A 23,631-nucleotide genomic window follows, 5' to 3' on the forward strand; every position below is an offset into this window, starting at 1 on the left:
CTGGCAAGAAGCTGGTCACCGGTGGTAATTTTCCGAGTCGTTCGGAGGCTTTCTACTGTTGGCCAGACATGCGCCGCCACTCTAGGCATGCGCATGAACCATCGCGTCCTTCTGCCCGCTCCTGCTCCTTGACGAGTCGCACACCACACGGGTGCGCGACGTAAAACAAAGGAGAAACCCCCGCATGGAGGGTCCAGAAATCACATTCGCCGAAGCCGTTCTCGATAACGGCAAGTTCGGCAAGCGCACCGTGCGCTTTGAAACCGGTCGACTCGCTCAGCAGGCACAGGGTGCCGTCGCTGCGTACCTCGACGAAGAAACAATGATCTTGAGCGCGACCAGCGCTGGCAAGCACCCGCGCGAAGGCTTCGACTTCTTCCCACTCACTGTGGATGTTGAAGAGCGTTCCTACGCAGCGGGCAAGATCCCCGGCAGCTTCTTCCGTCGCGAGGGTCGTCCCTCCACGGAAGCGATCCTCGTCTGCCGTCTCATTGACCGTCCGATGCGTCCGACCTTCGTTGAGGGCCTCCGCAACGAAGTTCAGATCGTCATCACCGTTCTGAGCATCGCTCCGGACGAGTTCTACGACGCGCTCTCGATCAACGCCGCATCGCTCAGCACCCAGATCTCAGGACTTCCGTTCTATGGTCCGGTTGCCGGCATCCGCATGGCTCTGATCAACGACCAGTGGGTTGCCTTCCCGAAGCACAGCCAGCTTGCTGACGCTGTCTTCGACCTCACCGTTGCTGGCCGCATGGTCACCAACGACCAGGGTGAAGAAGACATCGCCATCATGATGGTTGAGGCAGAAGCTACCGAGAACAGCTGGGAGCTCATCAAGGCTGGCGCCACGAAGCCCGACGAGGCTGTTGTTGCTCAGGGCCTCGAAGCATCCAAGCCGTTCCTCAAGCAGCTCGTCAAGGCTCAGCTCGAGGTTGCCAACAAGGCTGCCAAGCCTGTTGCCGAGTTCCAGCTCTTCCCGCCGTACTCCGACCAGGCGTACAACGCGGTCAGCGAAATCGCTGAAGCTGAGCTTCGCGACGTGTACAAGATCGCTGACAAGATCGAGCGCCAGACCGCTGACGACGAGCTCAAGGCTCGCGTCAAGGCTGAGGTTCAGTCCAAGGTTGACGTTGAAGAACTCAGCGAAGACGTACTCGGCATGGTTGGCGGAGCGTACAAGGCCGTCAGCAAGAAGGTTATGCGTACCCGCGTACTCACCGAGGGCATCCGTATCGACGGCCGTGGCTTGAGCGACATTCGTGCGCTCGATGCTGAGGTCGAGGTCATTCCTCGCGTTCACGGTTCGGCAATCTTCCAGCGCGGCGAGACTCAGATCTTGGGTGTCACCACGCTGAACATGCTCAAGATGGAGCAGCAGATTGATTCACTGGCACCAGTGACCAAGAAGCGCTACATGCACCACTACAACTTCCCGCCCTACTCGACTGGTGAGACCGGTCGCGTTGGTAGCCCGAAGCGTCGCGAGATCGGGCACGGCTTCCTTGCCGAGCGCGCTATCGCACCGGTGCTTCCTGCTCGTGAAGACTTCCCTTACGCGATCCGCCAGGTATCCGAGGCTCTCGGCTCCAACGGTTCGACGTCGATGGGTTCTGTTTGTGCTTCGACTCTGTCGCTGCTGAACGCTGGTGTGCCGCTGCGCGCACCCGTCGCCGGTATCGCCATGGGCCTGATCTCGGATGAAGTTGATGGCGTTACGCGCTACGCAGCTCTCACCGACATCCTCGGTGCTGAAGACGCACTCGGTGACATGGACTTCAAGGTTGCCGGTACGAGCGAATTCATCACCGCTATCCAGCTCGACACCAAGCTCGCTGGTTTGCCTTCGTCGGTTCTCGACGGAGCGCTCAAGCAGGCTAAGGAAGCGCGTACCGCGATTCTTTCGGTGATCAACGCTGCAATCGACGCTCCCGACGAGATGGCCCCCACGGCGCCTCGCGTGATCTCGGTTCAGATTCCGATCGACAAGATCGGTGAGCTGATTGGCCCTAAGGGCAAGAACATCAACCAGATCCAGGATGACACCGGAGCCGACATCTCGATTGAGGATGACGGAACCGTCTACATCGGCGCTGTCGATGGTCCTTCTGCCGAGGCTGCACGCGCGGCGGTCAACGCCATCGCGAACCCGCTCAACCCTGAGGTTGGCGAACGCTTCTTGGGTACGGTCGTCAAGATCGCTACCTTCGGTGCATTCGTATCGCTCACCCCGGGCAAGGACGGACTGCTGCACATCTCTGAGGTTCGCAAGCTTGCCGGTGGCAAGCGTGTTGAGAACGTCGAAGACGTTCTCGGAGTCGGCCAGAAGATTCAGGTTGAGATCACGAAGATTGATGACCGTGGCAAGCTCTCGCTCGCTCCCGTCTTGGAAGAGACTGAAGCAGAAGCAGCGGCTCCCGCTGACGAAAGCTAAGTCCCGCTAGACGTACATCACACAGCGCCCCTTCTCGACGAGAAGGGGCGCTGTGTCGTTAACGGTGAGTCTCGCCGCCGCGATCGTGCACCTCCGAAAAATTGTCTGATCGGAATGCAGGCAAGACAGGGGTAGTCACCCTTGTCTGCCCTTCGTTGGGGTGCCGCTTCGGGGGGTCGATCACGCTATTGTGTGGGAGTGACCCGAATCACTACACCTCTTGATGCCTTCATGAGCGACATGTTCATTTGGCTAGAGACCGCATGGTATTTGTGGGTGGCCCTCGGCATTGTTGTTTTCGTCGTGGTCGTTTGCGTGGTTGTTGCGAAGATGCGCAGCCGAGGCTACGAACGCGTTCCGCATTACTACCGCCGCAACACCTAACTCAGAGACTTTCGCGTTCTCCCGATTGCCCGTATTTCCGATACGGGATGTTTGTCGTGCCTGCACTGGCTGCTGCGCGCTTCAGGCGCTAGCTATCCTCTAGGTACTCGAGACGCCAATCAGTTGCGCGCGCGCGACGATGAAGTCGCGCAGCGCGAAGCCGAGCATGGCCGGGGTGCTTCCTTCTGGCACGTCGAGACGTTCGACGTTGAGGGCGCTCACGGTAAAGACGTAGCGGTGCGGCCCATGGTCGGACGGAGGGGCCGCTCCCTGAAACGAGGTGAGCCGCAGTTCGTTGGGAAGGGTGATCGCGCCATGGGGCATGAGCTGGGCATCCGGATTGCCGGCGTCTTGGGGCAACGACTCAACGGAGGCCGGGATGTTGTAGACGGCCCAGTGCCACCAGCCGCTGCCGGTGGGGGCGTCGGGGTCGAAGACCGTCAGTGCGAAGCTCTTGGTGCCGGAGGGGAAACCGTGCCAATGCAGTGTGGGGGAGCGATCTTCGCCGCCGGCGTTCGCAATCCCTGAACGGGCCCACTGGGGGAGTGTGCCACCCTCTTCGAAATCGGGACTCTCGAGTTCAAAGGTGGGTACTTCGGGCAGTTTCCAATTGGGGTCATTCACGGTGACGGTCCTCTCGATAGCAAAAACGGCGCTGTGGCCAGTATGGCGAGAATGATGCGCAGACGACACTTTCGAGGGGTGTGTGACGCGAAAATGACGGTTTTCGACACGGACTAATAACGATCTGTCTGTCCTCCCGCCATTCACTCCCATGGCGACATATTCTTACCAAAAGCCTTGTGGGAGGCCGTTATGACGCAAGTGCACCCGACGCAATCACTGACGGGTTCCACTCGCGCGCGTCCAGTAACCGGGCAGCATTTCTCTACTCGGGTCATCGGGTCGTCTGACCTCCGTGTCTTCCCTCTTGCGCTCAGTGGAAACATCTTCGGCTGGACCGCAGATGATGCCGCAACCGCCTCGATTCTCAATGCTTTTGCCGACGGCGGAGGCAACTTCATCGACACGGCAGACTCCTACGCGTCCGGTCGCAGCGAACTCATGATCGGAAAGTGGATGCGCGTCCGCCGCAACCGCGATCAGATTGTGGTCGCAACCAAGGTCGGGAAGAGTCGCGACAACCCAGGCATGGAAGCTGACGCCATCAAGCGCTCAGTGGATGCTTCGCTTGCGCGATTGGGAACATCCCACATTGATCTTTTGTACTTGCACGTCGACGACGAGAGTGTCGACTTCGATGAGACGCTGCTCGCCGTTGACGAACTGATTGGTGAGGGCAAGGTTCGCTACTTCGGTGGTTCCGATCACACGGGCAACCGACTCATTCAGGCGCGCATTGCCTGCGGCCAGATGGGGGTTGCGCCCATGGTCGCGGTACAGGCGCACTACAATCTTCTTCACCGTCACGAGTACGAAACGGGGCTCGCGCATGTGGCAGCGATTCAGGGGCTTGGCGTAATGCCCCGATTCGCGCTCGCCAGTGGATTCTTAAGCGGCAAGTATCGGCAGCGTGCCGATCTTGCGCTCAACTCGCGCGGCCACGACGCGGCACAGTACTTGCGTCGCCGTGGCATCAAAATTCTGAATGCTCTCGACGGAGTCGCCGAAGAGCAAGATGAGAGTGTCGCGACGATCGCTCTGGCCTGGCTCTTGAACAAGCCTGGCGTTGTAGCGCCGGTGGTCAGCGCTAGCCGTGCCGAACAGGTTCCCGAGCTGATTGCAGCGGCGCGGGTGCAATTGACGCGGCATCAGTCAGCGGAGCTTGACCGCGTTTCTCACTACTAACGCGTGTCAGGAACAAGCGCGCGACGGTGACGAGCACGTTCTGCCCCAGACGCCTTCATACGGCTGACGCCTTCATACGGCTGACGCCTTCATACGGCTGACGCCTTTATGCGACGGGCGCCTTCGCGTAACTAGCGAGCTCAGGAGACCAGTGCGCCTCTGTTGGTGCGGGACTGACTGGCTAGACCTTGACGGCGTCAGAGAGCACGCGCTTGACGACGCGGGCCATAGCGGCGCCGGCGGCAATAGTGTCGCCGGCGTAGCCGCCGGCGAGGGCGCCATCCTTGGCGAGCATGAGCTCGTCAGCAGCGTCTCCGGCAAAGGGATGTTCTGCGGCGCGCATAAGTTCGTACAGCGACTCGTTGTACCAGTCGCGGTGATCAGCGATCAGCAGGCGAACCGGGTGGGTGGGGTCGGGGAATTCCGCGACAACGTTGAGGAACGGGCATCCGCGGAAGTCGGGCTTAGTGAGTTCGGCGGCGACTGACTCCAGGAGGCCAAGAACGGCGTCGTGCGGTGAGGCGGCATTGTCGATGATCGACTGAACTTCGGCCTCAACGGCGGCACGGCGGCTCTTGACGTACTCAAGGATGAGGTTGTCTTTTGAGCGGTAGTGCTTATAGAAGGTTGCCTTGGTCACGCTCGACTGGGCGATGATGCGGTCTACACCGACGTTCAGAATGCCGTCTTGGTAGAAGAGGGTGTTGGCCGTCTCTAAGATGCGGCCTTTGGCCGGAGCGCGCTGCGCGGTCTCTGGTGTCTCAAATACCATCGCAGCGCACTCCTTCCGTGGAGGTTCGGATCAGGAACTGTCCCCACTATGTGCATCGCTAGATTCGGGTCCAAGCGATGCGGTTTGTTTCATAACCCGGATTCGGGTCTGGGTTATGTGGTTTACATCAACCGGTTCGGGTCCGGATGATGGGTTGTCGGCTTCGGGTGCCTACAAAGAACATTAGCATATGAGGACATACAGACAAGTCTGTCTGTCCCCTTTTTTACACCCCAATTTGGGGGACGGAATCCGACCACATTTGAGCCGCTGACTCAGGAGAGACACAAATGACGTAGGCTCAGTGGTGATGAGCGACGCTGTAATTCTTCCTCTTGACCTTCCCGAACTGTCGTTCACCGCAACAGGTGACAGTCTCGTTCGTAGAACTGTTTTGCCGAGCGGTGTGCGCATTCTGAGCGAGCAAGTACCCGGAGCGCGCAGCGCCACCGTGGGCTACTGGGTCGCTGCGGGCTCCCGTGACGAGCATCCTGAGACGTTCGGCGCCACCCACTTCCTTGAACACCTCTTGTTCAAAGGCACAGCCTCTCGCTCGGCGCTCGACATTGCCGTGAGCTTCGACGCTGTCGGCGGCGAGCACAACGCGATGACGGCCAAGGAATACACCTGCTACTACGCCAAGGTGCAAGACATCGACCTTCCGATGGCTATCGACGTCATTGGCGACATGCTCACCTCAAGCCTCATCGATCCCACCGAGTTCGCTAATGAGCGCGGCGTCATCCTTGAGGAACTGGCGATGGCCGACGACGATCCCACGGATGTTGCCAGCGAGCGCTACTTTGAGGCCGTCTTCGGCGCGCATCCGCTCGGCCGTCCTATTGGGGGAAGCCCTGAGACGATCAATGCGATCTCGCGCGATGCCGTCTGGGATCACTACCAAGCCAACTACCGCCCGCAAGACCTCGTTATTACGGTCGCGGGGGCTGTTGACCACGATGAACTTGTCGCCGCTATTACGTCGTGCCTCGTGGCGGCAGGCTGGGACCTCTCGACAGAAGCGGCCCCGGTGGCCCGTCGCGACCTTTCCGGTAGCGCCCTGTCCCCGGTGCTGACCCCTGGCCAGCGACTGCACGTCACGCATCGTCCGATCGAGCAGGCCAACATCATCGCCGGTGTCGAAGGCCTCTCGGCGACCGATAGTCGTCGCGCAACGCTCACGGTGTTGAACTCCATCCTGGGCAGCGGCATGTCATCGCGACTCTTCCAAGAGGTGCGCGAAAAGCGCGGGCTTGCCTACTCCGTCTACTCCTTCTCGCCCAGCTACTCCGACGCAGGCGTTTTTGGCATCTACGCCGGATGCTCGCCCGAGAAAGTAACCCAGGTCACTGACCTGATGCTCGAAGAGTTTCATAAGCTCGGCACCGCCCACGTCACCGACGAAGAGATCAGCCGCGCGATTGGCCAGCTGCGAGGAGGGTCAGCGCTCGCGCTCGAAGACTCCGATTCCCGCATGTCACGCCTCGGCCGCAGCGAGCTCACTCTCGGTGAGTTCGTCGACCTCGACGCCTCCATTGCCCGCATCTCGGCAGTCACTGCCGACGACATCCAAGAACTTGCTCACGAACTCTCGTCGCGCCCCCTCTCTATTGCAGCGGTTGGGGCCGTCAACGAAGAGATGTTCTCAGGGCTTGCTCTCGGCAGCGTTGCCCAGAGCTAGATCAGCAAAGGAATGATGATGGCGCATTACCTGTATCTCGTACGGCACGGAGAGCAGCAGGACGCAGAGCACGGGTTGCCAGACGGACCGTTGTCGGGCAAAGGTGTCCGGCAGGCCCAAGCGATCTCCGAACGACTGAGCGGGGTTCCCTTTACGCGCGCGTTCCATTCGCCGCTGCAGCGTGCCGAGGAGACGGCAGCGATTATGACCGAGCGGATGCCCGCCCTCGAGTCTCAGCCGACGACGCTGCTCATGGACTGCATCCCCAGTGGCCCCACTCACGATATGCCCGCAGCCTTTGAGCCCTTCTTCGGTTCCGTGACGGCTGAAGAGATCGACGCTGGTCAGGCGCAGATGGAAGACGCCGTCAACGAGTTTTTGACTCCGGCGCGCGAAGACCGTCATGACCTTCTGATTACCCACAACTTTGTGATTTCGTGGTTCGTGCGCGAAGTGCTCGGCGGGGATCAGTGGCGCTGGCTCGGCCTCAATCAAGCCAATTGCGGACTGACGATCATCCGTGTGCGCAGTGCTAAGCCGCCCGTGCTCGTCACGCACAATGACCTCGGCCACTTGCCGGCTGAGCTTCGCACCGGATTGCCCACGGAACAGCCCTACTAGACAGCCCTACTAGACAGCTCTGCTCCGCAAGGCTGGAGCGGCAGTGGCAGTGGACTGAGACACAGCGATTAGCGCAGGGTCTTGAGATACCAGGTAGTGGCGTTCGAATTGTCGTTGTAGGGCTCGCACGGTTCGAAGCCGCTTGAACGATAGAGCCCGCCTGCCGCGGCGAGGCTTTCGTTGGTGTCGAGTACGAGTTCCGTAGCGCCCCAGGCGCGTGCTCGTCGTTCGAGTTCGCTGAGAAGCTGGCGGCCAAGACCCGCACCGCGACCCTCGGGGCGCACCCACAGGTGCTTCACCTCGAACCGACCGGGCTCAAGCTGGCGGATGCCACCACAGCCGAGTGCGGTCGCCTGCGACTGAGCATCAAGAGCGGATGCTCCCGGTGCAACGGTGGGCTTCGCATCACGTTCGGGGCCGGCAGCAGGCTCGGGGTCCGTCTCGATGACGAGGAACACCCCGCGCGGCTCAGAGAACTGTTCCGGCGTGGGGAACGTCGTGACATAGCCGGAGGGCGTCGGGAAGGTCTCAGCGCGGTAGCTGAAGTATTCCGTCAGAAGTTCGTGGGCGAGGGCATCCGTCACGGGAAGAGAGCGAAACTGTGGCACAGCACCAGAGTACTCGCGGCGCAGCGGGGGAGTAGTCGGTGAGCCCGCTCAGGATTGGTAGATTTGAACAATGACAACGAAAGTAGCGGTAGTCGGCGCAACCGGTCGCATGGGCAAATACATCAGTGGCGTCGTAGAGGCTGCTGCTGATTTCTCGCTCGTCGCCGCCCTCAACTCACGGTCTGAACTCAGCGAGATGCTCGCGGCAGACATTGTGGTGGATGTCACGGAGCCGAGTGTTTCACCCTCGGTTGTCGATTTCGCGATCAGCAACGGCAAGAGCGTACTCGTCGGTACGTCGGGCTGGAGCGAGGACCGCGTTCAGGGCTTGCGCTCAACGTTGACGGAGACTCCCGAGACTGGCGTAGTCATCATCCCCAACTTTTCTCTCGGCTCGGCCCTCGCGACCTCCTTCGCGACCGCCGCCGCTCGCTATTTCGACTCGATCGAAATCATCGAGAGCCACCACGCCGCCAAGGTCGATTCTCCGTCGGGCACCGCAGTGCGCACCGCCGAGCTCATGGCGGATGCTCGCTCGGAGCGTGGCCCGGCGTTGGCCCCGCACGTCGATCAGCGCGCCCGTGGCGAGCAGGTCGCCGGCATTCCGGTGCACAGCCTGCGGATGACGGGAGTGATCGCTCACCAGCAGGTCGTTTTCGGTGGTCCAGGCGAAGTGCTCACCATCGACCACCGTACGATGTCGCAGGATTCCTACGAGGCCGGCATCCTGTTAGGGCTCCGTGCCGTGGTCAGCGCTACCGGCGTGACAGTGGGCCTCGACCAACTCATTGACCTCTCACCAGCATCGGGCACACCCTCCGCATGAAAACACGCATAGCCGCACTGGGCATGGTGGCGCTTCTCGCGCTCTACATGATCTTCGTGATCAACTATTCGATCGTGCTCATCCGCATCGATCAACCCATTGCCAACGTCATGGGCTGGGCTTTGCTCGTGCTGCCGCTGATCGGCTTTTGGGCGCTCGCCGCAGAATTGTTTTTCATTTTCCGGGCCGAGCGGCTGCTCACGACCCTCGAGAATGAGGGCACACTGCCGGATGAGGCGGTTGAGCTCTTACCGAGCGGCCGCCCCGATCCGGCGACGGCAGATCGCGCTTTCGACCGCTATCGCTCCGAGGCTGAGGCTGCACCAGAATCATGGCGCGCCTGGCTGCGCTTGGGGCTCGCGTATGACGCCAGTGGCGACCGCAAGCGTGCCCGCTGGGCTACGCGACGGGCGATAGCGCTTTCGCGCGCGAAGCCGACGCCCACCGCCTAGCTAGCTTCGCTGGTCGGCGAGGGCGCCTCTACTCGACGAATGCGTCGATGGCCTGCTCGATAGTCGTGTGGCGGAACGTGAACCCCGTGCTGGCAAGTGTGGGCGATTGAACGTTCTCATCGACCAAGATGAGGTCTTCACCGGCGTCGCCAAGCATCCGGAACGCAAAGCTGGGTACGACGAACCAGTGTGGCCGTTTCATTTTTCGCGCCAGTGTTGTGGTGACGGTTTCGGCTGTCGCCGGGGTAGGGCCGACGAGCGAAACGGCGCCGGCAAAGTCGCTGCGTAGTAGATGGACGATAGCCGCGGCTTCATCGTGCAGGCTGATCCACGGCCAATACTGGGTGCCACTGCCGAGGCGGCTTCCAACTCCGAACCGTGTCAAGAAATTCAGCGGTGTGAATGCTCCGCCCTGGCCGACCACAATCCCGGTGCGGAACATGACGAGCCGCGTGGTGCTCGGCGTTAGCCGCGCTGCTTGCTCCCAGGCGTAGACGACGTCGCTGAGAAATCCTGTTCCCTTGCTCGACTCATCGGTGAGCACTTCACCGGGGCGGCTGCCGAAGTAGCCAACGGCCGACCCGCTGAGAAACACCACGGGCGGATTCGAGGCGCGGCGAATAGCTTCGGCCAGTGCTCGCGTGCCGTCAACGCGCGACCGCAGGATCTCGCGCTTATAGCTGGGCGTCCACGGGAGCTTGCCCGTGGACGCACCAGCGAGGTTGATGACGGCGTCTGCGCGCTCGATGGCCCGTTCATCCGCCGTGCCCGCTCGTGGATCCCACTCGTATTCGCCCTCGGCAGTCGGTTCGCGACGCACAAGCTGCATCACTTCGAATCCCGCCGCGGTGAGTTGGGCTACCAGCTCTGTTCCGATGTAGCCAGACGCGCCGGCAACAAGGACTCGTGAAATCGGGGGACGGGGAGCTGGCTCGTTCATGGCTAGGCCAAGCTCGCTTCGAGGGTGATGGGGATGCCGGTCAGCGCCCGTGAGACGGGGCAACCTTCTTTGGCTTCGGTTGCCAATCGCTGAAAGTCGTCTTCGCTGAGGTCCGCCACTTTGGCGCTCACCAGCAGGTGGCTCCCGGTGATGCCCTCGGCGGGATCGAACGTCACAGCGGCAGTGACTTGAAGACTTTCTGCCGGGGTGCCGTTCTCGGCGAGACCGTTAGAGAACGCCATTGCAAAGCACGCAGAATGGGCAGCACCCAAAAGCTCTTCGGGGTTCGTTGTTGCTTCTTGACCTTCGGATCGTGCGGCCCAGGTAACGGGGAATTCTGCGGCGTCAGAGGAATCCAACGACGTGGTTCCTTTGCCGCTGAAGAGGTCGCCGAACCAGAGAGTTGTTGCTTCGCTCGTAACAGGCATTGCTGTCCTTTCGTCGATCTCAACACTATGCGTTGGCTATGCAGCGCGCATGAGAAAGCCGTGTGAAACCGGTGCCGGTCGCCGCGCTGCCGGACCGTGGCGCCACGCACGGTGCACTCAGTACTATTGGTTCGATGGCATCCACGATCGCAACCCCATATGAAGACCTGCTGCGCGACACTCTCGCGAACGGCGTAGCTAAGGGCGACCGCACCGGCACGGGCACACGCAGTGTGTTCGGGCGTCAGCTGCGATTCAACCTCGCCGAGGGGTTTCCTCTCATCACGACTAAACGGGTGCATTTCAAATCGATCGCCTACGAGCTGTTGTGGTTCTTGCGCGGCGAAAGCAACGTGTCATGGTTGCGCGACAACGGCGTCAGCATTTGGAATGAATGGGCGGATGCCGACGGCGAGCTTGGCCCCGTCTATGGGGTTCAGTGGCGCTCCTGGCCGACACCGTCTGGTGAGCAGATCGACCAGATCTCCGAGGTCATCGAGCAAATCAAAGACAATCCCGATTCCCGTCGGTTGATTGTGACGGCGTGGAACCCCGCCGATATCCCCAAGATGGCTCTTGCGCCGTGTCACGCGTTCTTCCAGTTCTATGTTGCAGACGGCAAGCTGTCTTGCCAGCTCTACCAGCGCAGTGCCGACCTGTTCTTGGGTGTGCCCTTCAATATTGCGAGCTACGCGCTGCTCACTCACCTTGTCGCTGAGCAGACCGGTCTCGAGGTCGGTGACTTCGTCTGGACGGGCGGCGACTGCCACATCTACGACAACCACGTTGAGCAAGTGACAGAACAGCTGTCTCGCGAGCCGTTTGCGGCACCGCAGCTGGCGATCACTACGAAGCCAGCGAGCATCTTCGACTACACCTTCGAAGACTTTGAGGTTGTCGGCTACGAGCACCACCCGGCCATCAAAGCCCCGGTCGCAGTGTGAGCGGCAACGGCCGCGCTTTCTCTGTCGCCCTGATCTGGGCACAGTCCGCCGGTGGAATCATCGGTCACGACGGCTCGATGCCGTGGCACTTGCCCGAAGACCTCAAACACTTCAAAGAACTCACCCTCGGCAGCCCCGTCATCATGGGGCGCAAGACGTGGGATTCCCTGAATCCACGGTTTCGCCCACTGCCAGGGCGACGCAATATTGTTGTCACTCGCCAAGAAACGTGGGCCGCGAGCGGAGCCGAAGTCGCGCACAGCGTTGACGCGGCGATTGAGCTGGCTGCGGCATCCGCTGATTCCGGGGCCGCCGTTTCTGCTGACGCTGACGCCACCGGCGCACTGGACACCGTGTGGGTCATCGGGGGAGCGGAAATCTTCTCCTCAGTCCTTGATCATGCCGATCGTGTGGAGATTACCGAGATCGCCGCCACGTTCGATGGCGACACAGTGGCACCCGCGCTCGATGACGAGTGGATGCTCGCCGCCACCGATCCGGTCGACGGCTGGCACACGTCATCCACCGATCTCCGGTACCGATTTTTGCGTTACGAGAACCAAGAGCCTCAGCAGCGGTAGCCTAGAGGGGTGACTAAAGAGAATCCCTTCGGCCAAGTCCTTGTTGCGCTCATTACGCCCTTCACCTCTGAGGGTGAAGTCGATTGGGCCGATGTAGAGAAGCACATCGATAGCGTGATCACCTCTGGGGCCGACGGCATCGTCGTCACGGGCACCACGGGGGAGACGAGCACGCTCACTGATCCCGAGAAGATCAAGCTCGTAGAGGTGGCCAAGTCAGTCTCTGGTGGGCGCGCCAAGATCATCACGGGCGGTGGCTCCAACGAGACCGCACACGCCATCGAGCTCTACAAAGCGAGCGAGAAGGCGGGCGCTGACGGCGTCATGATCGTCACGCCGTACTACAACAAGCCCACTCAGTCCGGTGTGCTCACGCACTTCCGCATGATTGCGGACGCGACTGATTTGCCGGTGATCTTGTATGACATTCCCGGACGCACGGGAATCCCGATCACGTACGAAACCATTCTTCGTGCCGCCAAGCACCCCAACATTCTCGCCGTCAAAGACGCCAAGGGTGACTTCAGCGAGGTGAGCCGCGTGCTCAACCAGACTGACCTCATGTACTTCTCCGGTGACGACTCCAACGTCTTGCCGCACTTGTCGATCGGTGCCTCTGGCCTTATCGGCGTGACGGCCAACATCGCGCCAGCGCCGTACCGCGTGATCGTGGATGCCGTCAATGCTGGCGACCTTGCAACCGCAACGGCCGCCCACCAAGCTCTCGAGCCACTCGTGCGCGCTGCGATGACTCACGTACCCGGCACGGTTGCAGCCAAGTACATCCTTCACGGTCTCGGCCGTATTTCGAGTCCGCGCGTGCGCTTGCCGCTCGTAGGCCCCGAAGACGCTGAGGCGGCCCTCATCGAAGACGAGTTGGCTCTCGTCTCGGGTATTAAGGGGCTCGATCTGTCCAATTTTCGCCCTGACCGCAATGCCGCGGCCGGGGGAGCCCTGCCCAAGATTGCCGGGGCAACCCGCTAGGTTCACCCACGCGGGGTAGGCTCTGCCACGGGCATGGCCCACATTTTTCGCACGGGGGCTGACGGCCCCACACAACTAGCTGCAAGGTACTGAATGCCAGTTTCTATTTTTGATCCGCCCGCCCTCGAATCGGGCACGCTTCGTGTCACCCCGATTGGTGGTCTTGGCGAAATCGGTCGCAACATGACCACGTTCGAAATTGACGGCAAGATTCTCATCGTTGACTGTGGCGTGTTGTTCCCTGAGGAACACCAGCCCGGTGTCGACCTGATCCTGCCCGACTTCAGCTCGATTCGTGATCGTCTCGATGACATCCTCGGCATTGTGCTCACGCACGGCCACGAGGACCACATCGGTGCTGTTCCCTATCTCTTGCGTTTGCGCCAAGACATCCCGCTGATCGGTTCGACTCTCACGCTCGCGTTGATTGAGGCGAAGCTCAAGGAGCACCGCATCAAGCCGTACACCCTCAACGTCACCGAGGGCCAGAAAGAGAAGATCGGCCCCTTCGATCTTGAGTTCGTTGCCGTCAACCACTCGATTCCGGATGCTCTTGCTGTCGCCATCACCACTGACGCGGGCACCGTCCTGCACACGGGTGACTTCAAGATGGACCAGTTGCCCCTCGATAACCGCATCACCGACCTGCGTGCGTTTGCGCGTCTGGGCGAAGCGGGAATCGACCTGTTCCTCTCCGACTCCACCAACGCCGACGTTCCCGGCTTCACGCCCAACGAGCGCGACATTGGCCCAGTACTCGAAGCGGTTATCGCTAAGGCTCCGCGACGCGTTATCGTCGCGAGCTTCTCGAGCCACGTCCATCGTGTTCAGCAGGTTCTGGATGCCGCGATCGCCAACAACCGCAAGGTTGTTCTGATGGGGCGCTCCATGGTGCGCAACATGGGCATCGCGTCAGACCTCGGATTCCTCAAGGTGCCCGACGGGGTTCTGTTAGACGCCAAGAAGGCCGTCAACTACCCCGACAACCAGCTCGTGTACATGTCCACCGGCAGCCAGGGCGAGCCGATGGCTGTTCTGGCACGCATGGCCAACATGGAGCACCAGATTGAGGTCGGTCAGGGTGACACGGTCATCCTCGCTTCGAGCCTCATCCCCGGCAACGAGAACGCGGTGTACCGGGTCATCAATGGCCTCACCAAGTTGGGTGCCAACGTCGTGCACAAGGCGAACGCCAAGGTGCACGTCTCAGGTCACGCGGCTGCGGGCGAATTGCTCTACTGCTACAACATCTTGCGCCCCAAGAATGTTCTCCCCGTTCACGGTGAGTACCGCCACTTGGTCGCAAACGCGAACCTCGCCATTCAGTCGGGCGTGCCCGCTGAAAACACGATCATTGCTGAAGACGGCACTGTCATTGACCTCAAGGACGGCCACGCGGCTGTTGTGGGTCAGCTTGATGTCGGTTTCGTGTACGTCGATGGCTCGAGCGTCGGCGAGATCACGGAGGCCGACCTCAAGGATCGCCGTATCCTCGCCGAAGAGGGTTTCATCTCCATCTTCGTTGCGGTGGATCCTCAAACCGGCAAGGTCATTGTGGGGCCCGAGATCCAGTCTCGAGGCTTCGCAGAAGACGAAGGCGTGTTCGACGCTGTGCTTCCGCAGGTGGTCAAGGCGCTGACGGATGCCGCCGAGAATGGCACGCGCGATACTCACGCGTTCGCTCAGGTGGTTCGTCGCACGGTGGGTCGTTGGGTGAACACTCAGCACCGTCGCCGTCCGATGATCGTTCCGGTCATTATCGAAGCGTAGGTGTTATGGATGGCGCGGCGGCTTCGGCTTCCGCGCCATTTGTGTACCCGGAACCTTTCTCCACGTGCGCCGTCGCCGGGGATTGCTGACGTCTGCGCGCGGTTGAACGTTGGGCTTGTTTTTCGGTCCCCGAGGTGGTGTGATGTGAAGATTGCTCGGCTGTGTCGACGGGCTTCCTTCAGATTCGGGGTTTCAATTGGGCGTTGCGCGCAGGTGGGTCTTCCCCATCATCTGGATGATCATTTTTGCCATAATCGCGGCAGCGCTCGTGAAATTCGCGTTCTTTGGTGACGCTCTCAGCGAGGACAGTCTCGAGTACCCGACGGTCGCCATTGAAGAACAGCACTACGAAGTAGCGACAGGAACCATCACCAACGATGTCGAGCTGACGGGGAGCATCACCGCTACCGCAGCAGTTCCGATCCCGGCGACGCTCTCGGGTGAGGTGCGCGAAGTGGCGGTATCGGCCGGGCAATCGGTAAAGAAGGGTCAGGAGATCCTGAAGCTGCGGGCCGAAGTGGTCAACCCCGATGGCACCTCGGGAACGCAGTGGAAAATTGTTGAGGCGCCGGCGACGGGCAAGCTGACGGACTTCACGGCGCTCATTGGGTCGTCGTTTCAGGTGGGGTCTCCGGTAGGCAGCGTCGCTCCGCCCTCGTACATCGTGAGCGGAACCGTACCGTCAGAACAGCTTTATCGCCTCGTGGATCGTCCGAAAGAGGCGAGCGTTGCCATCAACGGCGGTCCGGCGCCCTTTACCTGCACGGGGCTCAGCATCGCGTTCGCGTCGGCGAGTGAGGCGGGTGCGGGGGCGGAAGCGACATCCGGGCCCACAGTGTCCTGCACCGTGCCGAGTGATGTCGTGGTCTTTCCCGGTCTCACCGCCGACATCACAATTGCTGGCGGGATTGCCGAGGACGTCATGATTGTGCCCATCACTGCGGTCGAGGGTGCTGCCGGCTCCGGAAACGTTCATTTCGTTCTGCCGGATGGCACAACCGAATTGAGAGAAGTAGTTTTGGGGCTCAACGACGGCGTGAACGTCGAAGTCGTGTCAGGCCTCGAAGTGGGTGACACTATCTTGCAGTTCGTGCCTGGCGCAGAAGCCGTCGACGAGGAGGCGCTTCCCGATAACTGCTACGAAGACGGCGACGAAGTGGTGTGTTACTAATGCCGTTGCTCTCGCTTGATGGAGTCACACGCTCGGTCGAGTTGCCCGATTTCTCGACACTCGAGATCCTCAAAGGGATCACTCTCGATGTCGAGGTTGGCGACCACATCAGCATTGTGGGGCGCTCGGGGTCAGGAAAATCAACTCTGCTCAATCTCCTCGGGCTCATCGACAACCCCACTTCAGGTCGGATTGTGTTCGACGGCGAGCCGCTCGAGAAACTCGCGGGCAGCAAACGCGATCGCAAGCGCGGACGAGATGTTGGCTTCATTTTTCAGCAGTTCAATCTTCTTGCGGGCCGCACGGCTCTCGAGAATGTCATGACCCCCTTGCTCTATGCCTCAGGGCGCCAATTTTGGCGACGTAAAGCTATCGCCGCAGAGATGCTCGACCGTGTCGGGCTTGGTGATCGGATGGCCTCGATGCCTGAGAAGCTCTCGGGCGGTGAACAACAACGTGTTGCTATCGCGCGCGCCCTTGTTCGCAGCCCCCGCCTGATCCTCGCCGACGAACCGACCGGTGCTCTGGATGTCGAGACCGGCAAGACGGTGATGGCTCTGTTGGATGACGTTGCTGAGCAGTCAGGCGCTGCTCTCATCACCATCACGCACGATCCGAACGTCGCAGCTCTCGCCCGTCGGCACTTCCGTCTTGACGGCGGGGTTCTTGAGCCGATCGACGTGCACAAGATGCTTGCGGCCAGCCTTCCTGAGGCTGCGCTATGAACTGGTGGCGAAAGAGAAAGACTGAGCACGTTTCGACCGAGCCGAACGACGCCATCGCTCTCACGGGAGCCGACGTAACGGAGACGACACCACCGGACGCAACACGCGTGGATGCTGAGCCGACCGCATCCACCGAATTGGTCGCGCGCCCCGGCTCTGCTCTCGCGCAGCTTCGCCGCGAGCCGCGGGGTGCGGTCTTCAGCGGTGCGGTGGGGGCTGTAGTCGAAGCGTGGGATGAGGTGCGCATCAATCGCACCCGTGTCTTGTTGAGCCTGATCGGTATCGGTGTCGCGGTGTGCGCACTCGCCACTGTCGTGGGAGCGGGGACGGTGTTCGGCCAAGCCCAGACGGAACAGTTTGAGCGGGGCAGCGGTCGCCCCGCAACGCTTGCCGTCTATCCGCCGTACCAAGAAAGCGGAACCCAGAATCCTGACGCGACCACGTTCATGGCCAGCATGGAAAACATCATTGAGCGCTACCAGATCAGCCATGCGACTCCACTATTGCGGGGAAGCGTCACGGCGAACCTTGTGAACGGCTCGCAGTACACGGCCGTGCAGGGAGTCAGCGCTGCCTATGGTGTCATGCACCGCGTTGAGCTCGGGGAGGGACGTTGGCTCACCGACGAGGATGCGAACCGGCTTGCTCCCGCCGTCGTGATCAATGACGAGTTTTACGAACAGCTCGGTCGCCCAGATCTGCGCACCCACCCGACGATTGTGTTGGAAGGGGAGACCACCACCACCGCCGTTGTGGTGGGAGTCTTTCTCCCGCAACCCTTCTCGACGGGACTCACCCTGTCGATGCTGGCCGACCCATTCCGGGCCCTACTCGGATCCTCCGCCGGGGAACAATCCGACATCAGTTACGAACTGTGGGTTCCTGAAGAGCAATCCGCGCAGCTGCAAGACATCATCACTCGCGATATCGTCGGTGACTTCGGCGCAGACTGGCAAGCAATCGTCACCCGAAATGACTATCTCGCCTGGGGCGGGCCTAGTCCTCTCGAGCCTCTGCAATGGGTGATCGGGGGCATCGCGGGCCTGATCCTTCTCCTCGGCGCTCTTGGCCTCGTCAACATCTCCCTCGTGACCGTCAAGTACCGCGTGCGAGAGATCGGAGTACGGCGAGCCTTTGGGGCCACCGCTGGCCGAGTCTTCTTCGCGGTGATGATGGAGAGCGTCGTCGCATCGGTCGCCGCGGGGGTTATCGGTGTGGCGCTGGCGATCGTCATCGTTCAAAATCCCTCCGTCCAAGAACTCATTGCGCCCGGGGTGCAAGATCTCCCACCGTTCCCGCTGGAGGCAGCGTTGATCGCGCTCGCGGCATCCGCGGCAGTAGGGGCGCTAGCGGGATTGACGCCGGCACTCGTAGCGGTCAGGGTGAAAGTTATCGATGCCATTCGCTACTAGGGCTGGTGCGGCAGAGCGGGCGCGATGAGTGTCGCTGCATCGCTCTGACAGAGGCCACCGGTAGCGTTGAATTATGGCTACGCGTACATCGTCGACCTCGCGCTCGGGTGCGTCGAAACCGCGCGCCAGAAACACCACGAATAAGACCCAAGCGACTAAACGGATGCCGCGAGGCAAGAAGCCTCCGGTCGAGCCGGAAGGGCCCCTCACCAAGCTGTGGCTCGCGCTTGCACACATGGTCGGTGGAGCGTTCCGCGTTTTCGGTCGTGAAGAGCTCACGAAAGACGAGCGTCGCGACGGTGTTCCTTTCCTCTTCTTCCTGCTGGCGATCGTTGGCGCCGTCGTCGAGTGGTTCAATCCCACCGACTCGGTAGCGATCGCGCTCGACGCATACACCTTCGGTGGTCTCGTCGGGCGCGTGGCCTTCGCATTGCCGGTAATTCTGCTTCTCTTAGCGGTCTGGATGTTCCGGCATCCGTCGAGCGTTCACGACAACGGCCGCATTGGCATCGGGCTCAGCATTCTTATCGTGACGGTTGCAGCGCTCTGCCACGTGTACACCGGGCAGCCGCATCCCTCAGAGGGCGCCGAAGTTATTGCTCGCGCCGGTGGCGTCTTCGGCTGGCTGCTTGCTAATCCGCTGCTGTGGCTTGGTGGCGTGTGGCTTGCAGTGCCCCTGATCGTGCTTCTGCTGGTGCTCTCGATCTTCATCGTCACGAAGACCCCGCCCAATCGGCTGCCGTCGCGACTGCGCGAACTTTACGCTTACCTTTTCGGTGCACAGCTGCAGACGGATGAAGAACGGGCCGCGGCCAAGGCTCAGGCTGGTGCCACCTCGAACGACTCCGTTCAGTTCGGGTCTCTGACCGACATCGGGCTCGGGGATGCCAACGACACGGGATCGCTGCCTTGGTGGCGCCGCAACAAGTCGCAACCGACGCAAGACAAGGCTTTTGATAGCCCCGTAATTTCTCGTGACCAATCGACTGAGATCGTGGCCCCGACCGCTTCGCCGTCAGCCGCTCCGGTTCAGCCGCCTGCAGCAAAAGATCTCACCAAGAAAGAAGATGAGTTCGGCGTCGAGCTGCTCGAAGATCTCCTCAAGGCTGAAGACGCGGTCAAGAAGTATGCGACCGGAGAAGTGGATGCTTCCGCCACCGGCGTGCGTGACGACGGCCCCGGCATCCTGCCTGGTTTCACCACCAAAGCGAGCGAAAAGGGCAATGCGGGCGAGTTCGACGGCCCGCACGAGACCACTCCTCAGTCGACCTCGGTCTATCGGCTCCCGCAGGCAGCGATGCTCTCGGCGGGAACCCCGCCCAAGTCGCGCTCGGCAGCGAATGACGAAGTCGTTGCAGCGATCACTGAAGTGCTCAAGCAGTTCAGCGTGGATGCTACGGTCACCGGTTTCAGCCGCGGACCCTCGGTGACGCGGTATGAACTTGAGCTCGGCCCTGGCGTGAAGGTGGAGCGCGTCACCGCGCTCGCCCGCAACATCAGCTACGCGGTCGCAAGCAACGAGGTCAACATCCTGTCGCCCATCCCGGGCAAGAGCGCTATCGGTGTTGAGATTCCCAACAAGGACCGCGAGATCGTGTCGCTCGGTGATGTGCTGCGTTCCAGCGCGAGCACGAAGAGCGAACACCCCATGACGATCGGTCTTGGCAAGGACGTCGAGGGTGGCTTTGTCGTAGCGAACCTTGCGAAAATGCCCCACCTGTTGGTTGCCGGTTCGACCGGCTCGGGTAAGTCGAGCTTTGTGAACTCCATGATCACCTCGGTGCTCATGCGGGCAAAGCCGGCCGAAGTGCGCATGGTTCTCATTGACCCGAAGCGCGTCGAGCTCTCGATCTATGCCGGGGTTCCTCACCTCATCACGCCCATCATCACGAACCCGAAGAAGGCTGCTGAAGCCCTCGCGTGGGTCGTGAAAGAGATGGACATGCGCTACGACGATCTCGCCAGTTTCGGTTTCCGTCACATCGACGACTTCAACCGTGCGGTCATCGCCGATGAGATCAAGCTTCCCGAAGGCAGCCAACGCAAGCTCAAGCCCTACCCGTACCTGCTGATCGTTGTCGACGAGCTCGCCGACCTCATGATGGTCGCACCGCGCGACGTCGAAGACTCGATTGTGCGAATCACGCAGTTGGCGCGAGCATCCGGAATCCACCTCGTGCTTGCCACCCAGCGCCCCAGCGTCGACGTCGTCACGGGACTCATTAAGGCCAACGTGCCATCACGACTCGCTTTCGCGGTCTCGAGCATGACGGACTCTCGCGTGATCCTCGATCAGCCGGGCGCAGACAAGCTCATCGGTCAGGGAGACGCACTCTTCCTGCCGATGGGCGCTTCCAAGGCGATTCGTGTTCAAGGAGCGTGGGTTCCCGAGAGCGAAGTAGCTGAAATCGTGAAGCACGTGATCGCGCAGGCACAACCGGAGTATCGCAACGATGTCGCTGTTGTCGCCGAGAAGAAGCAGATTGATGCTGACATCGGGGACGACCTCGATGTGCTGCTGGCGGCGACCGAGCTCATTGTCAGCACGCAGTTTGGCTCCACCTCGATGCTGCAGCGCAAACTGCGCGTCGGGTTCGCCAAGGCCGGTCGTCTTATGGACTTGCTCGAATCGCGCGAGATCGTCGGCCCATCAGAAGGTTCGAAGGCGCGTGACGTGCTCGTGTCGGTTGAGCAGCTGCCAGCGGTGCTCGCGCGACTGCGGGGAGAAGACGAGCCGGGTCCGGTTGACGCGGTAGAAGAGTCTCTCAGCGGATACGATGAAGTAGAAAGCGCCTCAGACGAGGACGCCTGGAATTTGACCGATCGGGAGTGATCGCGTGGGCGACCAACCAGTTTCTGAATCCGCTCCGCCCCACCGCACCAGCTCATTTCGTGGTCGGATGGTTCGCAAGGGTGATTCTCCGGCGTCGAATGCCAACATCGCCAACATCGTCACCGTGGTGCGGATCTTTCTAGCACCGCTCTTCATTTGGATGCTGCTGCTCGATGACGGCGAAATGGGGCTCATCCGCTATATGGCGGCAGCCCTCTTCATCTTCGCGATCGTCACTGACACCGTCGATGGCCATCTGGCTCGCGGAAGAAACCTCATCACGAACGTCGGGATCATCCTCGATCCCATTGCCGACAAGATTCTGACCGGTGGCGCTCTCGTTGCCCTGTCGATTCTGGGTGAACTGCCGTGGTGGATCACGATCCTTATCTTGGTCCGCGAGTTCGGCATCACGATCTACCGTTTTGCGGTGCTGTCGAAGGTCGTTGTTCCGGCCTCCCGCGGAGGCAAGCTGAAGACCGTTCTGCAGGCCGTCGCCATTTCTCTCTTCTTGGTCCCGTTGTTCACCGTGCTCGGCCCGTGGGTCCTCTGGGTGAACTGGTTCGTGATGGCTATCGCTTTCATCTTGACGATGTACACCGGCATCGAATACCTGTGGCAGGCATGGCGCCACACCCGCAAATCCAACTCAGGAGCGTGACCCTTCACCAGTGACTACTGAAGAACTCGCCACGAAGATCGTGGCGATTCTCACCGAACAACGACAAACCCTTGCTCTAGCCGAGTCTTTGACGGGAGGGCTGTTGTGCGCGTCGCTCGTGGCAGTGCCCGGTGCTTCCGCGGTGCTCAATGGGGCAGTGGTGGCCTACAACACCGCCATCAAACATCAGGTTCTCGGAGTTGATGCAAGTCTGCTCGCCATCCACGGCACGGTGCATCCGGATGTCGCAGCACACATGGCCACGGGAGCGCGCGACATTCTCGGGGTCGGCGAGCAACAGGCCTACTTCGGCTTGGCAACGACGGGTGTCGCGGGGCCCGACTCTCACGAGGGCAAGCCGCCTGGAACCGTGTTCATCGGTTTCGCGGCCACTGGCTTCGTCGAGACGAGAGATTTCCACTTTGCGGGGGATCGACACGAGATTCGTGTGCAGGCCGTGCACGAGGCGCTGCAGTGTTTGTATGACTACCTCACGTCGGAAGACTAGTTCTCGCAGGTGGTTTGGTTGTCCCCAGAACTGGTGACAGGTCGTGGCAGAGGCCGGGAATAATCCATGTTTCGGCTCGGTTACAGTAAGCGAACTCACAAGGCTTCTCCAGTGTGGAGCGGTTAGAGTTCAGAACATAAAGTGGCTGTAGTCTTAGCTATCCAGAATAGTCTGGTCGCACGATTCAGTCAGAAAGGGAGTGTCCAATGGTTCTAGTTCGTCAAGAAATCGGTGACGTTCTCCGCGACTTCCGCTTGCAAAAGGGACGCACCCTTCGACAGGTCGCAAGTAAGGCGAGCGTTGCTCTCGGATACCTCAGTGAGGTTGAACGTGGTCAGAAGGAGGCGAGTTCTGAAATTCTTGCCTCGGTAGCTGAAGCTCTCGATACGCCCATCTCCGTGATTATGCGCGAGGTCGGCGACCGTCTAGCGGTCATCGAAGGCGCAACCACGATTCCCGATACTCTGCCCGACGAACTCGTCGCAGAGTTCGATTCGAACCTGGTTTCGCGCTAACCCCATCACGTCAGTGTCATCACGTCGCTGTCATCGCGTCAGTGCCCCGTTCCGGTGTGGAGCGGGGCATTCGTGCGTTCGGCGTGCTGTTGTCGCGTTTAGGGTGGAGTAATGCGATTGAGTGAGTTCTGGTTGGCTGTCTCCGATGAGTTCGGCGAGCCCTACGGCCGCGTTCTCGTCAACGATCAGGTGCTTGGTCCAGTCGGCGGCGTGACCGCGGCTCAAGCGCTTTCGCGTGGTGTTCCCGCGAAACAGGTGTGGGCCGCCCTGTGTGACGCTATGGACGTCCCCGCGGATCGCCGCTATGGCGTTGGCCAGCGCGAGCCCAAGAAGTAATCTTTTCGCTTCTGCGTGGCAGGTTCGAACATCTGTTCGATATTGGTAGTCTTCTCCCTAACATCCTTTCGAATATTGAGTTTGGATGAGTTACGCACGTCGCTTCTCTGGAATGTCAGAGCATGCCCGTAGCGTGGCATTAGCAACACAGCCTTTGTCGGGAGGTTGCGGGCCTTGCATCATCGGTCCACGCCAATCACGACAGCCTATGGGCAGCAACCTACGACCACTGGAGA

General features: G+C 60.8%; 24 protein-coding genes. 19 read left to right on the forward strand and 5 right to left on the reverse strand.

The genetic code is table 11. The annotated features are described in order from the left end of the window. Positions 1–184 precede the first annotated feature (184 nt). Positions 185–2,434 (forward strand): polyribonucleotide nucleotidyltransferase, encoded by a 2,250-nt coding sequence (locus ACWFSR_RS05565; RefSeq protein WP_447523282.1) that lies wholly within the window; start codon positions 185–187, stop codon positions 2,432–2,434. A gap of 198 nt (positions 2,435–2,632) precedes the next feature. Then, positions 2,633–2,818 carry a hypothetical protein gene (locus ACWFSR_RS05570; protein WP_197108761.1) on the forward strand — a complete coding sequence of 62 codons (186 nt, stop codon included), beginning with the start codon at positions 2,633–2,635 and terminating at the stop codon, positions 2,816–2,818. Between the two features lie 99 nt (positions 2,819–2,917). Here the strand turns inward: ACWFSR_RS05570 and ACWFSR_RS05575 are convergent, their stop codons facing one another. After that, positions 2,918–3,442, reverse strand: coding sequence for a YbhB/YbcL family Raf kinase inhibitor-like protein (locus ACWFSR_RS05575; protein ID WP_447523283.1), 525 nt, complete (start codon positions 3,440–3,442; stop codon positions 2,918–2,920). A gap of 192 nt (positions 3,443–3,634) precedes the next feature. On the opposite strand from ACWFSR_RS05575, the gene ACWFSR_RS05580 reads away from it, so the two are divergent. Further along, positions 3,635–4,627, forward strand: coding sequence for an aldo/keto reductase (locus tag ACWFSR_RS05580; protein ID WP_197108749.1), 993 nt, complete (start codon positions 3,635–3,637; stop codon positions 4,625–4,627). 181 nt (positions 4,628–4,808) lie between these two features. Here the strand turns inward: ACWFSR_RS05580 and ACWFSR_RS05585 are convergent, their stop codons facing one another. Beyond that, entirely contained in the window at positions 4,809–5,399 is a 591-nt protein-coding gene (locus tag ACWFSR_RS05585) for a TetR/AcrR family transcriptional regulator (RefSeq protein ID WP_447523284.1), read from the reverse strand. A gap of 310 nt (positions 5,400–5,709) precedes the next feature. Here ACWFSR_RS05585 and ACWFSR_RS05590 point away from each other — a divergent pair, with 310 nt between their 5' ends. Continuing rightward, positions 5,710–7,080 carry a M16 family metallopeptidase gene (locus tag ACWFSR_RS05590; protein WP_447523285.1) on the forward strand — a complete coding sequence of 457 codons (1,371 nt, stop codon included), beginning with the start codon at positions 5,710–5,712 and terminating at the stop codon, positions 7,078–7,080. Between the two features lie 18 nt (positions 7,081–7,098). Next, positions 7,099–7,701, forward strand: coding sequence for a histidine phosphatase family protein (locus tag ACWFSR_RS05595; protein ID WP_197108911.1), 603 nt, complete (start codon positions 7,099–7,101; stop codon positions 7,699–7,701). A 68-nt stretch (positions 7,702–7,769) separates the two neighbouring features. Here ACWFSR_RS05595 and ACWFSR_RS05600 read toward each other — a convergent pair whose 3' ends face one another. Beyond that, the gene (locus ACWFSR_RS05600) at positions 7,770–8,309 is read right to left on the reverse strand and encodes a GNAT family N-acetyltransferase (protein WP_447523286.1); all 540 of its coding nucleotides are present in this window, start codon (positions 8,307–8,309) and stop codon (positions 7,770–7,772) included. 70 nt (positions 8,310–8,379) lie between these two features. Here ACWFSR_RS05600 and dapB point away from each other — a divergent pair, with 70 nt between their 5' ends. Continuing rightward, entirely contained in the window at positions 8,380–9,135 is a 756-nt protein-coding gene (gene dapB / locus ACWFSR_RS05605) for a 4-hydroxy-tetrahydrodipicolinate reductase (RefSeq protein WP_447523287.1), read from the forward strand. Next, positions 9,132–9,587, forward strand: a complete 456-nt coding sequence (locus ACWFSR_RS05610; protein ID WP_197110611.1) for a hypothetical protein — start codon at positions 9,132–9,134, stop codon at positions 9,585–9,587. Before dapB ends, ACWFSR_RS05610 begins: the two co-directional genes overlap by 4 nt. A 28-nt stretch (positions 9,588–9,615) precedes the next feature. On the opposite strand, the gene ACWFSR_RS05615 is transcribed toward ACWFSR_RS05610, so the two are convergent. Beyond that, positions 9,616–10,527, reverse strand: coding sequence for a TIGR01777 family oxidoreductase (locus ACWFSR_RS05615; RefSeq protein WP_447523288.1), 912 nt, complete (start codon positions 10,525–10,527; stop codon positions 9,616–9,618). Positions 10,528–10,529: 2 nt separating this feature from the next. After that, positions 10,530–10,955, reverse strand: coding sequence for an OsmC family peroxiredoxin (locus ACWFSR_RS05620; RefSeq protein ID WP_197108727.1), 426 nt, complete (start codon positions 10,953–10,955; stop codon positions 10,530–10,532). 134 nt (positions 10,956–11,089) lie between these two features. On the opposite strand from ACWFSR_RS05620, the gene ACWFSR_RS05625 reads away from it, so the two are divergent. From ACWFSR_RS05625 to ACWFSR_RS05680, 12 genes are all read left to right on the forward strand, one after another. Beyond that, positions 11,090–11,899 (forward strand): thymidylate synthase, encoded by an 810-nt coding sequence (locus ACWFSR_RS05625; RefSeq protein ID WP_197108725.1) that lies wholly within the window; start codon positions 11,090–11,092, stop codon positions 11,897–11,899. Next, the gene (locus ACWFSR_RS05630) at positions 11,896–12,480 is read left to right on the forward strand and encodes a dihydrofolate reductase (protein ID WP_447523289.1); all 585 of its coding nucleotides are present in this window, start codon (positions 11,896–11,898) and stop codon (positions 12,478–12,480) included. Before ACWFSR_RS05625 ends, ACWFSR_RS05630 begins: the two co-directional genes overlap by 4 nt. Positions 12,481–12,489: 9 nt before the next feature. Then, positions 12,490–13,464, forward strand: coding sequence for a 4-hydroxy-tetrahydrodipicolinate synthase (gene dapA / locus ACWFSR_RS05635; RefSeq protein WP_197108723.1), 975 nt, complete (start codon positions 12,490–12,492; stop codon positions 13,462–13,464). 93 nt (positions 13,465–13,557) lie between these two features. After that, on the forward strand, positions 13,558–15,234 hold the full coding sequence (locus ACWFSR_RS05640; protein WP_197108719.1) for a ribonuclease J: 1,677 nt from the start codon (positions 13,558–13,560) through the stop codon (positions 15,232–15,234). 196 nt (positions 15,235–15,430) lie between these two features. Beyond that, positions 15,431–16,405: an efflux RND transporter periplasmic adaptor subunit gene (locus tag ACWFSR_RS05645; protein ID WP_447523290.1), complete on the forward strand. Its 975-nt coding sequence runs from the start codon at positions 15,431–15,433 to the stop codon at positions 16,403–16,405. Next, positions 16,405–17,130, forward strand: coding sequence for an ABC transporter ATP-binding protein (locus ACWFSR_RS05650; RefSeq protein ID WP_447523291.1), 726 nt, complete (start codon positions 16,405–16,407; stop codon positions 17,128–17,130). The genes ACWFSR_RS05645 and ACWFSR_RS05650 overlap by 1 nt, the downstream gene beginning before the upstream one ends. Then, on the forward strand, positions 17,127–18,542 hold the full coding sequence (locus tag ACWFSR_RS05655; protein ID WP_447523292.1) for an ABC transporter permease: 1,416 nt from the start codon (positions 17,127–17,129) through the stop codon (positions 18,540–18,542). Before ACWFSR_RS05650 ends, ACWFSR_RS05655 begins: the two co-directional genes overlap by 4 nt. 73 nt (positions 18,543–18,615) lie before the next feature. Beyond that, complete coding sequence (locus tag ACWFSR_RS05660; protein ID WP_231600163.1) at positions 18,616–21,375, forward strand: FtsK/SpoIIIE family DNA translocase; 2,760 nt, start codon at positions 18,616–18,618, stop codon at positions 21,373–21,375. Between the two features lie 67 nt (positions 21,376–21,442). After that, entirely contained in the window at positions 21,443–22,036 is a 594-nt protein-coding gene (pgsA, locus tag ACWFSR_RS05665; protein WP_197110607.1) for a CDP-diacylglycerol--glycerol-3-phosphate 3-phosphatidyltransferase, read from the forward strand. Positions 22,037–22,046: 10 nt separating this feature from the next. Continuing rightward, a complete protein-coding gene (locus tag ACWFSR_RS05670; RefSeq protein WP_197108710.1) occupies positions 22,047–22,544 on the forward strand; it encodes a CinA family protein in 498 nt (165 codons plus the stop codon). Positions 22,545–22,750: 206 nt separating this feature from the next. Next, positions 22,751–23,059 carry a helix-turn-helix domain-containing protein gene (locus tag ACWFSR_RS05675; protein ID WP_197108707.1) on the forward strand — a complete coding sequence of 103 codons (309 nt, stop codon included), beginning with the start codon at positions 22,751–22,753 and terminating at the stop codon, positions 23,057–23,059. 111 nt (positions 23,060–23,170) lie between these two features. Continuing rightward, the gene (locus tag ACWFSR_RS05680; protein ID WP_197108705.1) at positions 23,171–23,395 is read left to right on the forward strand and encodes a DUF3046 domain-containing protein; all 225 of its coding nucleotides are present in this window, start codon (positions 23,171–23,173) and stop codon (positions 23,393–23,395) included. Positions 23,396–23,631: the final 236 nt, after the last annotated feature.

This window comes from Salinibacterium sp. NYA9b, assembly GCF_976973725.1.